This window comes from Shimia litoralis (assembly GCF_005518135.1).
In the GTDB taxonomy this organism is placed as follows: Bacteria; Pseudomonadota; Alphaproteobacteria; order Rhodobacterales; family Rhodobacteraceae; genus Shimia_E; species Shimia_E litoralis.
Map to the genome: position 1 here is coordinate 1 of NZ_SULI01000031.1, position 13,186 is coordinate 13,186.

Annotated in this window: 14 protein-coding genes; 3 read left to right on the top strand and 11 right to left on the bottom strand. The window is 52.7% G+C overall.

Translation table 11 applies throughout. The features are described 5' to 3' along the window. Nucleotides 1-361: 361 nt before the first annotated feature. The 5 genes from FAP39_RS15935 to pip form a co-directional block, all read right to left on the bottom strand. Nucleotides 362-1,906, bottom strand: a complete 1,545-nt coding sequence (locus FAP39_RS15935; protein WP_138017378.1) for an ABC transporter substrate-binding protein — start codon at nt 1,904-1,906, stop codon at nt 362-364. Nucleotides 1,907-1,981: 75 nt separating this feature from the next. After that, complete coding sequence (locus tag FAP39_RS15940) at nt 1,982-3,628, bottom strand: ABC transporter ATP-binding protein (RefSeq protein WP_138017379.1); 1,647 nt, start codon at nt 3,626-3,628, stop codon at nt 1,982-1,984. A gap of 13 nt (nt 3,629-3,641) precedes the next feature. After that, nucleotides 3,642-4,835, bottom strand: a complete 1,194-nt coding sequence (locus FAP39_RS15945) for an ABC transporter permease (RefSeq protein WP_138017380.1) — start codon at nt 4,833-4,835, stop codon at nt 3,642-3,644. Then, nucleotides 4,832-5,830, bottom strand: coding sequence for an ABC transporter permease (locus tag FAP39_RS15950; RefSeq protein WP_138017381.1), 999 nt, complete (start codon nt 5,828-5,830; stop codon nt 4,832-4,834). The genes FAP39_RS15945 and FAP39_RS15950 overlap by 4 nt, the downstream gene beginning before the upstream one ends. A gap of 153 nt (nt 5,831-5,983) precedes the next feature. Further along, nucleotides 5,984-6,955 carry a prolyl aminopeptidase gene (pip, locus tag FAP39_RS15955; protein WP_138017382.1) on the bottom strand — a complete coding sequence of 324 codons (972 nt, stop codon included), beginning with the start codon at nt 6,953-6,955 and terminating at the stop codon, nt 5,984-5,986. A 49-nt stretch (nt 6,956-7,004) separates the two neighbouring features. Between pip and ubiG the strand changes: the two genes are divergently transcribed. Then, a complete protein-coding gene (gene ubiG, locus FAP39_RS15960) occupies nt 7,005-7,757 on the top strand; it encodes a bifunctional 2-polyprenyl-6-hydroxyphenol methylase/3-demethylubiquinol 3-O-methyltransferase UbiG (RefSeq protein WP_138017383.1) in 753 nt (250 codons plus the stop codon). A gap of 53 nt (nt 7,758-7,810) precedes the next feature. Here ubiG and FAP39_RS15965 read toward each other — a convergent pair whose 3' ends face one another. From FAP39_RS15965 to FAP39_RS15980, 4 genes are read right to left on the bottom strand one after another with little or no spacing between them, the layout of a single operon-like run. Further along, nucleotides 7,811-8,251: a MarR family winged helix-turn-helix transcriptional regulator gene (locus FAP39_RS15965; RefSeq protein ID WP_138017384.1), complete on the bottom strand. Its 441-nt coding sequence runs from the start codon at nt 8,249-8,251 to the stop codon at nt 7,811-7,813. After that, nucleotides 8,252-9,082, bottom strand: coding sequence for a carbon-nitrogen hydrolase family protein (locus FAP39_RS15970; RefSeq protein ID WP_138017385.1), 831 nt, complete (start codon nt 9,080-9,082; stop codon nt 8,252-8,254). Nucleotides 9,083-9,087: 5 nt separating this feature from the next. Continuing rightward, the gene (grxC, locus tag FAP39_RS15975; protein WP_138017386.1) at nt 9,088-9,345 is read right to left on the bottom strand and encodes a glutaredoxin 3; all 258 of its coding nucleotides are present in this window, start codon (nt 9,343-9,345) and stop codon (nt 9,088-9,090) included. A 38-nt stretch (nt 9,346-9,383) separates the two neighbouring features. Beyond that, nucleotides 9,384-10,112 carry a ComF family protein gene (locus FAP39_RS15980; RefSeq protein ID WP_138017387.1) on the bottom strand — a complete coding sequence of 243 codons (729 nt, stop codon included), beginning with the start codon at nt 10,110-10,112 and terminating at the stop codon, nt 9,384-9,386. A gap of 18 nt (nt 10,113-10,130) precedes the next feature. Here FAP39_RS15980 and FAP39_RS15985 point away from each other — a divergent pair, with 18 nt between their 5' ends. Both FAP39_RS15985 and hemH read left to right on the top strand, forming a co-directional pair. Continuing rightward, on the top strand, nt 10,131-10,949 hold the full coding sequence (locus tag FAP39_RS15985; RefSeq protein ID WP_138017388.1) for a methyltransferase domain-containing protein: 819 nt from the start codon (nt 10,131-10,133) through the stop codon (nt 10,947-10,949). A 55-nt stretch (nt 10,950-11,004) separates the two neighbouring features. Next, complete coding sequence (hemH, locus tag FAP39_RS15990; protein ID WP_138017389.1) at nt 11,005-12,060, top strand: ferrochelatase; 1,056 nt, start codon at nt 11,005-11,007, stop codon at nt 12,058-12,060. A 96-nt stretch (nt 12,061-12,156) separates the two neighbouring features. Here the strand turns inward: hemH and FAP39_RS17600 are convergent, their stop codons facing one another. Continuing rightward, nucleotides 12,157-12,333 carry a hypothetical protein gene (locus FAP39_RS17600; RefSeq protein ID WP_171006893.1) on the bottom strand — a complete coding sequence of 59 codons (177 nt, stop codon included), beginning with the start codon at nt 12,331-12,333 and terminating at the stop codon, nt 12,157-12,159. Nucleotides 12,334-12,479: 146 nt separating this feature from the next. Beyond that, the gene (locus tag FAP39_RS15995; protein ID WP_138017390.1) at nt 12,480-13,076 is read right to left on the bottom strand and encodes a L,D-transpeptidase; all 597 of its coding nucleotides are present in this window, start codon (nt 13,074-13,076) and stop codon (nt 12,480-12,482) included. Between the last annotated feature and the right edge of the window lie 110 nt (nt 13,077-13,186).

The window sequence follows — 13,186 nt, forward strand, 5'->3', positions numbered from 1 at the left end:
GGTTCAACCGATGACCTGTTTCAACCGCATGGGCTAAGCCTCATACACAGAGTTTCGGATACTCCCCCCGCGGCATGTGAAACGCCGCAAACTGAGGCCTAACACATGACCGTACCCGATCACATGTTCAAACCGCCGAAATATCTCTTGCATCAAACGAGGCATCCACACATGCTCCGCGTTTTACAAACAAAACACGGTGTCTCAGAAACCAGTTTTCAACGATCTCCATGTCGGGCGCAAATTTTGGATCATGCAACCATAGTGTATCTGGATAGCATTCATCTTATACTGTCGCACAGCTTGTGCAACTGAAACGCCCCACAAATGTGGGGCGTTCTCTATTTTTATATGGTGTGGATTAAACCATCCACCAACGCTCGGCCATGCGTGCGTTGTCCATCTGCCAGAGGTTGCCGATGGTATCAGGTGTGCCAATTTTATTATTCACAGCCTGAACATAGTTGGCAAACATCGGAATGATAACCGCGCCATCTGTCCGCAGGATTTCCTGCATTTCACGATATTGCTCACCGCGTTTGTTCGAATCCAACTCGGCACGTGCAGAATAAAGCAGTTCTTGGAAGCGTGGATGATCCCACTGAGAGTCATTCCACGGCACACCAGCTTCATATGCTGTCGAGAACATCCAATCCTCTGTCGCACGACCGGACCAATAGCTCGCACACCAGCCTTTTTTCAGCCAAACGTTAGACCAGTATCCATCTGCAGGCTCTTGCACCACGTTGATATTGATACCCGCGCTCTTAGCCGAAGCTTGATACAGCTGCGCCGCATCTACCGCACCTTCAAACGCTGCATTCGAAGCGGACAGATCAACGTTAAGTTCAGTCAGGCCAGCTTCTTTCATATAGAATTTGGCTTTGTCTGCATCGAACTCAAGCTGTTCCATGTCGCCGGCGTAATACTGGTTTGCTGGGCCAATTGGCGTATCGTTCCCAACTTGACCGTGGCCTTGCAGAATTTTGTCGACCAGTTCTTGGCGGTTGATACCGTACTTAAGCGCACGACGCACATTTAGATCGTTGAATGGCGCAGTTTGCGAGAGCATCGGCAGGGTATAGTGCTGGTTGCCAGTGACTTCCTGAATGCGTGTATTTGGGTTCGCTTTAAGAAGAGCTTCGGTTTTGAAATCAATACGGTTGATCGCATCGACTTGCCCCGTCAAAAGCGCGTTCATGCGGGCCGTATTATCGTTGATGGCGATGTATTCGATTTCGTCAAAGAAGCCTTCGCTGTCGCCTTTGTAATGGCTGTCGACGCGCTTTGCGACCATCCGAACACCGGGTTCAAATGACTCAACAGCGTACAGCCCTGTTCCGATACCATTGGCGATCGCTTCTTCGATCTGGCCCGCTGGATACATCAGGATGTGATAGTCAGACAGCAAATACGGGAAGTCAGCGTTACCAGCAGCCAGCGTGAACTGAACCTGATGATCCGTGATCTTCTTCATGTCTGTGATCGCAGATACAATCGGCTTCGCGGCTGATTTCGCACCTTCTGCTGTGTGCATCTGCAACGATGCAATCACATCATCCGCACCAAAGGCTTTGCCATTGTGGAACGTGACGCCTTCACGCAAATTGAATGTCCACGTTTTTGCGTCGGCTGTTGCTTCCCAGCTTGCGGCAAGTTCTCCAACCAAAGATCCGTCTGCAGCAGTCGCAGTCAAGCAGTCAAAAACAGATCCCGATGCAGATGCAATCATGAACAGGTCTGAATGCGTACGACCATCCCAGCTGTCTGACGTGTTGGCGCCTGACAGGCCAGCCCGCAAGCGGCCACCTTTTTTCGGCGAAGCCATCAACGGCATCCCAGTTGCGGCCAATACCCCAGCGGCCGCACCAGTTTTTAGCAATCCACGTCTGCTAATTCTTGTCATAGATATTCTCCCATAGTTTTTCGTTTCGGGTTGTCCCGATAGATGTGCCGCCCTTTTTCATCTGGGCGATTCGTTTTACATATTACTCACAGCAGCATCACCGATGTTATCAACACCACGTTGTTTTAACAGATCAGTTAGCCAATCCGGGTCCATTTCCGGCACAGAACTTAGTAACAAGTCCGTATATGCGTGGTGCGGCGGCTTGAACATTTCGTCCTTTGGCCCCTGCTCTACAACACGCCCGTCCTTCATCACCACCACCTCGTCCGAGATTGATTTAACCGTCGCAAGGTCGTGTGTAATGAACATATATGACAACCCTAACTCATCCTGCAGTTTTGCCAATAGTTTCAAGATGCCTTCTGCAACCAGTTGGTCCAGCGCGGATGTGACTTCGTCACAAATGATGAATTTGGGTTCTGCGGCGAGCGCTCGGGCAATCCCGATGCGTTGTTTCTGGCCACCTGACAGCTCGGACGGCAAACGGTTGATGTACTGCGTTGGCTCAAGCTCGATCTCTTCCAAGAGTTGCTCTACACGCCGACGCTTTTCGTTTCCGGTTAGCCCCATATAGAACTGAACAGGGCGCCCGATAAGTTCGCCAATCGTTTTGCGCGGGTTCAGTGCCGTATCGGCCATTTGATAGATCATCTGCGCTTGACGCAGCTGCATCTTGTTGCGCTTGCGATAATCCAAGGGCAGCACTTCACCGTCAAATTCGATATGGCCCTGCATCGGGGGCAAAAGCCCCGTGATACAACGTGCGGCCGTCGACTTGCCTGATCCGGACTCGCCGACAACGGCGACGGTACGCCCACTGTGGATATCAAAGCTTACGTCATGCAGAACTTTGACCTTACCATATGCAGCCGTCACATTTTTGACGGAGACCACGGGTGTAGAACCGGTCTGCACCGCTGGCTTTTGGGGCCGTTGGAAGCTGCGCACAGCCCAAAGGGATTTCGTGTACTCTTCTTTAGGATTCGACAGCATCTCGCGGGTTTCGGCTTCTTCAACCTCATCCCCCTTCAGCATCACTTTGATACGATCAGCCATCTGCGCAACAACTGCAAGATCGTGCGTGATATAGATCGCCGCAGTGTCAAATTCTTCGACGATTTCGCGAATACTGGCCAACACCTCAATCTGGGTGGTCACGTCCAGCGCTGTCGTGGGTTCGTCAAAAATAATAAGATCGGGGCGACATGCCATCGCCATAGCTGTCATTGCGCGCTGAAGCTGGCCACCTGACACCTGATGCGGATAGCGAAACCCGATTTCTTCAGGGTTTGGCAGGCGCAATTTGCGATACAGCTCAATTCCGTCGGCCTCGCTGTCCGCCCGCGACAGCACGTTATGCTGAACAGCGGCTTCTGTGTGCTGATCAATCAATTTGTGCGCTGGGTTAAAGCTGGCGGCAGCGGACTGTGCCACATAGGCAATGCGCTTACCCAACAGGTTTCGCTTGACGTCTGCTGAGGCGTTGACCAAATCAATGCCATCGAATTCGACGCTTCCGCCCGAAATGCGACAGCCGTCTCTGGTGAAGCCCATGGCCGCCAAACCAAGCGTCGATTTCCCTGCCCCAGATTCCCCAATCAGGCCCAGGACTTCACCCTTCTTAAGGTCAAATCCAGCCCCATTGATGATCGGGTTCCACGTCTCGTCGCTTCTACCTTCGATTTTGAGATCGCGGACTTTTAGCAATTGTTCTGTCATAGCAATCCGCTCCTTATTCTTTCAGGCCGGAAGACTTGTGCAACATCCAGTCCACCACAAAGTTTACAGCAACAGTCAAAAGCGCGATGGCACCCGCAGCAAGCAGCGGCGCGCTGGCAATCTGCGGCGCAACGACGGCATAGTTGATAAAGGACGACAAATCTTTGACCATTGTCCCCCAGTCAGCCAGCGGCGGTTGAATCCCCACACCCAAAAAGCTCAGCGCTGAGATGGTGAGAAACACAAAGCAGAACCGCAAGCCAAACTCGGCCAACAGCGGCGCAGTGGCATTTGGCAAAATTTCGCGGAACACCAGATACGCCAAGCCTTCGCCGCGCAACTTGGCGGCTTCGATGTAATCCATAACCACAATGTTGATCCCGACGGCCCGCGCGAGGCGATACACGCGTGTGCTGTCAATCATTGCGATGATCACAACCATCGACACAGTCAGGCCAAAGCCCGTGAACCAAGCCGAGGCCACAGTGATCAGCAAAAGCGAGAAAATCAGTGCTGGAATCGCCATCAACACATCGACCGCACGGCTAAGAAGTTGGTCCGTCCATCCCCCCAGCGTTGCAGCGAGAAACCCAAGAGATCCCCCAACAAAAAAGGCCAAACATGTTGTGACAAACGCAATCCCAACGGTGTTTTGAGCGCCGTAAATCAGGCGGCTGAGAATATCGCGCCCAATTTGATCTGTGCCCAATGGAAACGCTGGGTCACCGCCCAAATTCACATCACCCCCTGGGACGATGTTCGCACGGGCAAACACTTCTTCCTGACCGTGCGGCGCGATCCCCGCAGCGAAAATTGCCAAAATCGCATAGATCAGGATGATCATGATCCCGAAACTGGCGGTCAGTGGCATAGAGCGGAAGAGCTTGCGCGATCCTTCAGTGCCAACTTTGCGACCAAACAGACGGAAAATCCAAGCCGCAACGGCAAAGATCAGAAATCCTTCGATGGCTTTACCCAAGAAGAAATACTTGTTCGCGACCATCATGTCAGAAGAGCGCGAGAGCATGTACGCCCAGATCAACCAGACTAGAACAGCGGCGCCCAGAACGTACCCGAAGGCTACGCCATACGACATGTCACGGAAGAACGGTTTGTTGTTGGTGACTTTGCGGCCAACAAAACGAAAGATCCAGCCACCAGCGCACATCGCTGCCAGTAGCAGGACAGTTTCGACCCAAAAACTCATTTAGGATGCCTCAGACGTGGGTTGGACAGGATAGACATAATGTCCGCCGTCAGGTTCAACAGAATATACGCGGCTGCAAAAATCAGACAGCAAGCCTGAACAACCGGGATGTCGCGAATTTTCACGCTATCCACAAAAAGCTGTCCAATACCAGTATATCCAAAGACCACCTCGACGACGACGACACCCGTAATCAAATACGCAAGGTTCAGTGCAATCACGTTGATGATCGGAGCAAGCGCATTTGGTAGCGCGTGCTTCACAATAACCCGCATCGGCGAAAGCCCCTTAAGTCGCGCCATTTCGATGTATGGGGACGCAAGCAAGTTGATGATCGCCGCTCTGGTCATCCGCATCATGTGTGCGGTCACAACCAATGTCAGAGTCAACGCAGGCAACAAGGTCATGCGCACGCGCTCGAGGAACGTCATGTCATCATTTACCAAGGACAGCGAAGGCAAAATCTGATTCTGTACGGCGAGATACAAGATCAGGATATACGCCAGAAAAAACTCTGGTGAGGAAATCGACGACAACGTCAAAATGTTGGTCGCGCGATCAAACACCGAATTGCGAAAGAGCGCCGCCAAGACGCCGAGCGTGATCGCAACAGGAACGGCGATCATTGCCGTTACACCAGCAAGGAACATTGTGTTTTCAAAGCGCGGTGCGATTTGCCCCGCCACCGAGGACAACCCTGATCCGGTGTCTGACCCTGCAAAGCTTGCAAAGTTTGCTTGGGCAAAACTGTTTCCAAGGTCACCTTGAACCGCACCAGCGAGCCACTGGAAGTACCGGACCACCGGCCCTTGATCCAATCCGAGATCTCTTCGAATTGATTCGACGGCCTCGGGCGTTGCACCCTGTCCCAGAATAAGTTGAGCGAAGTCACCCGGCAGCAGATTAACCGCTGTGAAGATGACGATTGATACGACGAATAACGTCACGAGTCCCAAAGCCAAGCGTTGGGCGATGATTAAGAGTATTGAGGCCAATTGCCCTCACCTGTTGTTTGTCTTTTCAAACAGGTTAGCGGCCTTGCGGGACCTGTAAAGCTCTTTGTTGGAAGACGACGCATAATATGTCGTTTTTCGAACATTTCTTTGAAGTATCGTCAAATTGGCACCACCCGCCACCAAGAATTGGACTTATTTGGCCGCAAGTTCGTCCATCACTTGGACCAACTCAGCGCTGATCCCTGGCTCAGATAGAGCGTGCCCAGCATTGTGTATCATCCGCAACCTTGCGTTTGGCCATAGCTTAGCCAAGGCATGCGCCGACTTGGGTGGACAAATCATATCGTACCGCCCTTGCACGATAATTCCGGGAATGTGGCGAATGCGATCTATGTGATTCAGTATCCATCCGTCTTGGTCCAGAAACCCTGAATTGACAAAATAGTGGTTCTCCAACCGCGAAAATGCGCGAGCGTATTCCGCCATTGGCTCGCCAACGGACCCACTGGAATTGATTGAAGCCAGCGCATTCTCCCAAGAGGCCCAAGCGCGGGCGTATGTGACTTCGGTCGCGTGGTCTCCGGAAAACAGCCGCGCATGGTAGGCTTGAATAAGGTCATGCCGTTCTGCTTCTGGAATGAGGCTGACAAACCTCTCCCAAGGCTCGGGCCAAAAATGCCCAGCGCCACCGCCATAGAACCAATCCAGCTCTGCTTTGGTCATCGTAAACACACCACGCAACACCAAACACGCCACATGCTCGGGATGTGTCTGCGCATAGATCAAGGACAATGTAGCGCCCCAGCTGCCGCCAAACACAATCCAGCTCTCGATGTCCAAAGCCGTGCGAATGCGTTCCATATCCGCAACCAGATGCCATGTCGTATTCGCGTCGACACTTGCATGGGGGGTGGATCGCCCGCATCCTCGCTGATCAAACAAGATGATCCGATAGATTGATGGGTCGAAATATCGCCGCATCGCGGGGCTGGACCCGCCGCCTGGTCCACCGTGGACGACAATCACAGGTAGCCCATTGCGGTTTCCTGATTGCTCGACATAAATGCGGTGGCCATCCCCAACCTCCATCAGCCTCTGGTCAAAAGGGGCCACAGGGGGGTAGAGATAGTGCACTGCGCGCTTTTGGCCCGAGTTTTTGTCCATGTCCGACCTATATTGTTTAGGCGACCCAATTGAGCATATGGAGATCAGAATGCAAGCGTCTCAAGGTACTGTCGACCCTTCTGAAGTCGCAAAATTCGAAGCTATGGCTGCGGAATGGTGGGATCCCAAAGGTAAATTCAAGCCTCTGCACATGCTGAACCCCTGTCGACTTGACTATATTACGTCACAGATTGCTGGTGAATTTGATCGTGATCTCTCTGAGATCACCCCGTTCAAGGGCCTTCGTTTGCTGGATATCGGTTGTGGTGGTGGCCTGCTAAGTGAGCCGATGGCCCGTCTTGGCGCCACGGTTGTCGGCGCAGACGCCGCGGGGGGCAATATTCCTGTGGCGCAAGTGCACGCGACACAATCCGGGTTGGACATTGATTACCGGCATACAACTGCTGAAGCGTTGGCCGAAGCCGGCGAGCAGTTCGATATTGTTCTGAATATGGAAGTGGTCGAGCATGTTGCGAATCCCCTTTCCTATCTAAGCGCCTGCCAAAATTTGCTCAAACTGGGCGGTCTGCATTTGTGCTCGACAATCAACCGAAACCCCAAGAGTTACGCTGTCGCCATTCTTGGGGCCGAAGTCATCATGCGCTGGCTGCCCAAAGGCACACATGAGTGGCACAAATTCATCACGCCTGACGAGCTTGTGGATTTGTTGACAAAATCCGGGGTGCAAACCGTTGACCGCAAAGGGTTTGTATTCAATCCCATCACGTGGAGCTGGTCGATTTCGGACCAAGATCTAAGCGTGAACTATGTCACCGCAAGCGTTAAGCCCAGCACATCCTAGTTACCAAGTCCTCACCCAGCGCGCGCATCAGAAACTGGTGCACGTGCCGCTGGCTAGGCGCCCTGATCTAATTTGACGCGAAGTTCGCGCAATGTCGGCAATGTCGCGCGCACCCGGTCTTCGCCCAACTCGGCCACAATTTCTGTGATCAGCGGCGCGATTCCAACCAAGGCATTATCCCGCGCCTGACGTCCTGCGGGGCTGATACCCACAATTTTGCGCCGCGCATCGTCCCAGTCGGGCCGGATATGAATATACCCTGCCAATTCAAGCTTGCTCAGCGTATTGGTCATCGCGCCACGGGTGACATGAAACGTTTTGGCCAATTGTGCCGGGCTGCGCTCGGCTCCAGCGGGGGCAAGATGATTCAAGACGGAAAAGTGAGATAACTCCATGCCCTTAGGCAGCACTTTGGTCAGCCGTGCACGCGCAAGCTGCTCTGCCATAAGAATTTCCCCGAATAGGGAAATTGCCAATGCGTTGTTTTCACTCATTTATGGCCCGTCAAACTTTCTGTCGTGGCTCAAAGAAGGAACCCTTTGGCGTGCTTGTGCCACTTTCTCGAGGTCCAGATCAACATATGTAATGCCGCAGGCATCCCCCGCATCTGCCAGTATATCCCCCCATGGGGAAATCACCATGGAATGCCCAAATGTGCGGCGCGCCTGCCCCCGCGATGCGTCATGTGTACCAGTTTGTGCAGGGGCAAGAATAAAGCATCCCGTTTCGATCGCCCGCGCACGTAACAATACTTCCCAATGCGCCGCACCAGTGACGTGCGAAAATGCGGCTGGAACTGTGATAATTTGGGCGCCTGCCTGCGCCAACCTACGGAACAAGGCGGGAAACCGCACGTCATAACACACCGCCAAACCCACCGTAGCAAACGATGTGTGTACAACCACAGCTTGAGATCCCGGGCGGTATCCATCAGATTCGCGGTACGTTTCCTCGGGTGTCACCTGTACATCAAACATGTGAATCTTGTCGTATCGCGCGACAACTTTGCCCTGCGGGTCAATCAAAATCGAACGATTGGCAAATCGCCCATCGGCATCATCCGTTTTCAAGCCAAGTGACCCAATCAACACCCAGACGCCCAGCGCCCTTGCATCATTTTTGATCGCAGCCAGAAAAGGGTCATCCTGCTCGTGACTTAGAACGTTGTTTTGCCAAGTTCGGCTTGTTGAGACGCAATTGCTGACTTCTGGAGTCAGAACAAATTCCGCACCCTCCGCCACAGCCTCGGCAAGCATGGTGCGCACTACGGCCAAATTGTCCGTTGGATCATCTGACGATGTGATTTGAAGCAGAGCGACTTTCATCTGATTTACACGGCCAGCAGAGAGTCGAGCTTGCCTTCGCGATCAAGCGCGTAGAGTTCATCGCAGCCGCCAACATGGGTGTCACCCACAAAGATTTGGGGCACCGTCCGCCCTCCATTTGCACGCTGGATCATTTCCGGTTTGCGATCGGGATTGCGAAACACGTCAATTTCCAAAAACTCGACACCCTTCTGTTTCAGCAACCGTTTGGCAGCATGACAAAACCCGCAAAGTGGGCTGGTATAGATTTCAATCGGCTTCATGTCTGGTCCCCAGTGTTCGAGCGCTTTCTTGGGGGAACTTATGCGTCCTTGGCGACGCGCGCCAGTACAAGTATATGAACTTCTTGTGCGCGCGCACTCAGGCACGCATTGGTCGCTGCCGCCAATGTCGCCCCCGATGCCATCACGTCGTCCACTAACAACACCGGCCGCGCGGCAAGTTTGTGTCGCCGTTTTGGATGCGTTTCAATCGCCCCCGACATCTTGGAGAACCTGTCTTTCTGGCTAAGCCCTTTCATTGACCCCATTTGCTTGGGGCGCACCAACACATCAGGACACCATGCAAGATCAAGTTCACGCGCCACAGAGTCTGCGAGCATCGACGCTTGATTGAACTTACGGCGAAACAATCGTGTCCAATGCAGAGGCACGGGAACAACGATCATATTGGGTCGTACCAACGGCTTAGCTGCGCGCGCCATCCACTTGGCCGCGGGGCGTACCAAATCCAATCGGTCGCCGTGTTTCAGAGGCAAAACCAACCGCCGCGCATTGTTTTGGTACATCATCGCAGCGCGACCTGCGGTCCACGGGCGCGGTTGCTCAATGCACGAGTCACAATATACGACGCCCCCTTCATGCTCGCCGACAAGGGGCGCGCCACAGGCGTCGCAAACCACACCATCAATAAACGGTGTTTCGCGCCAACATCGTCCACACAGCCCAAAATCGCTCTCGACCATTTCTCCACATCCAACGCAAAGCGAGGGATAGATCGCCTTTATCAGCGTTTGAATCTTGTGCTTCATCAGCTTATGGTCCGCGCCATGCAAAATGCCCCTTTGATGACTGATCGTGCCGCCCTGATCCGTAACCGCAAACGCGCAGACGGGGACAAAGGAATGTTTCTTCAGCAAACCGCTGCAGAAGAGGTTCAGGATCGCCTGAACCTGGTTAACAGAACCTTTACAAAAGTTGCGATCGTGACTGCATTCCCCGATGTTTGGCAACATGTGGTGCCGCAAGCGGATATCGTGTCTGATCTTGACGTCCTTCCACTCACGCCAAAATCATATGACTTAGTCATTCACGCCTTGTGCCTGCATTGGGCAAATGATCCCGTGGGGCAAATCATCCAATGTCAACGCGCGCTCAAGAATGATGGTCTGTTTCTGTGTGTGACGTTTGGCGGACAAACCTTGAACGAACTGCGCATCGCATTGGGGCAAGCAGAGTCAGACGTTTCCGGCGGCATATCCCCGCGCGTTGCACCGATGGGAGAAATTCGTGATTTGGGCGCCTTGCTGCAACGGTCCGGGCTGAACCTGCCCGTCGCGGATGCTGTCCCGCTCAAGGTGAGATACGACTCGCCTTGGCATGTGATGCGCGACCTGCGTGCGATGGGCGAAACCAATGCATTGGCCGGACGACTGAGACGGCCAACGGGCAAATCGGTCATGATGCGCGCCGTGGATATTTACCGTGAAGAGTTTTCCGAAGATGGCCGTATACCCGCCACCTATGAATTGATTTTTCTTGCCGGGTGGTCGCCAGACGAAAGTCAGCAAAAACCTCTGCGGCCCGGGTCCGCGGTGTCGCGGTTGGCTGATGCCCTTGGCACCGAGGAATCACCGCTCAAGGATTGACAGGGCCACAACAAGCATTACCTGTGACATTCGCACAGGACTATCAGGAAGCAATATGTCGGAAGCCAACGCCACCCGCCCAGAGTTCAGCCAGCCAGACCACCCCAAGGTGGCACGCGGCAAAACAGGAGTCCTGCTTGCCAATTTGGGGACACCCGATTCATATTCATATTGGCCGATGCGGCGGTACTTGAACGAATTTTTGTCAGATCAGCGCGTCATCGACTATCCAAAATGGAAGTGGCAGCCTCTTTTGCAGGCGATCATTCTGACAAAGCGCCCCTTTTCCAGCGGTAAGGCGTATGAATCGATTTGGAATCACGATTTGGACGAAAGCCCCCTGCTGACCATTACCAAAGCACAAACCCACAAGATTTCAGAAACCATGCAAGAACGGTATGGATCCGATGTCATGGTTGATTTTTGCATGCGGTATGGCAACCCGTCCACAAAATCAAAGGTTCGGGAAATGGTCGCGGCGGGATGTGAACGCATTCTGTTCTTCCCGCTCTACCCACAGTATGCGGGTGCAACAACAGCCACAGCAAACGACGAATTTTTTCGCGCGCTGATGACCGAAAAGTGGCAACCAGCCGTACGCACGGTACCTGCCTACTTTGACAACGCGGGCTATATTGATGCGTTGGCGCAATCGATCGAAAACGCCTATGCAAAGATGGATTCAAAACCCGACGTGCTGGTTGTGTCCTATCACGGTATGCCTCAGCGATACCTGATGGAAGGGGATCCGTATCATTGCCAATGCCAAAAAAATACGCGGCTTCTTCAAGAACGTTTGGGCTGGGATAAGACAGAGCTAACGACAACATTTCAGTCACAGTTCGGACCGGAAGAGTGGCTGCAACCCTATACCGTCGAAGAAGTGGCGCGATTGGCGCATGAAGATGGTAAGAAAAACATCGCCGTGATTGCGCCTGCGTTCTCAGCAGACTGTATCGAGACACTGGAAGAGATTAACGAAGAGATCAAAGAAAGCTTCGAAGAGGCGGGCGGCGAGACCTTTACCTATATTCCATGTTTGAATGACGACGATGCCCATATTTCAGCACTTGCAGGCATTATTCAAGATAATTTGGCGGGCTGGATATAATAAGCCCATTCGGGCAAAAATCTTAGTCTTTGCGAAAACAAAAAAGGCGGAACCCAGAGGGATCCGCCTTTTTCAATTTCATTGTATCGTAACGAATTACGATGCAGCTGCAGCTACGATTACCAGCAGAAGAAGTGGAACCCAAACAGCGGCGCTCGAAGAGCTTGCTTCGGTTTCAACAATTTCTGGCTCAACAACAGGGTCAGCCATCGAACCAGCGAATGCGGTCGAAGCAGCAGCAGTCAGAGCAGCAGCAAGAACGAATTTTTTCATAGTATTCTCCAGAAAATAGCCCACCGCCAAAGATTGAGGACGACGGAAGGCACCCAAGACTTACCTCGTATCAATGTCTAAACAACAATGGGGGTTGATTGCAAACCTAACTTATACCGAAGACATTCATGACACCGAAAATGTCGTCAAATTAGCAACACTTGTGTACCGACCTTGGCCAAACCGAACAATTCGGAGATATGTTCGTTGTACAAACCGATGCATCCATTCGAGGATCGGCGACCAATTTTACGCGTATCATGCGTTCCATGGATTCGGTAATACGTCCAGCTTAGATACAGCGCATGCGTGCCCAAAGGATTGTCCGGTCCTGGGCCCACAAACTCTGGCCATTCGGGATTTCGCTTGCGCATTGCGGGCGTCGGCCGCCAGCTTGGACCATCTACTTTCTGAATGATCTTTGTGCGACCAAGACGTGTCAAATCAGGCGTCAAAGGCACCGATGTTGGATACAGTTTGTACACAGATTGATCTTCGGACCAATAGTGCAACGCCCGAGAAGTAACATCGACAAGGATCGCACCATTTTTTAGGCTCGAGAAATACGGCTGCCACTCCAGAGAACGGAAACTGGAAATATTGCGCACCACGCGCTCGTCCAAGTCCCGCTCGACCTCGGTTGTCGAGTTCTCGGTCTGAGCCAAAGCTGGCGCGCTCAGAAATGCGGCTCCAGTCGCGAGGAAGCCGCGACGCCCCATTTTATTTGGTTTTCTGTCTGTCATAATAATCCTCAAGAACTGCTCGACTTGATGCTTTTACAGATATTATTGCCAGAAAGCCTCAGTCACAAATCAAACTCTCGTCATTTTCGAAAGTCACGCGGATGTGGGTT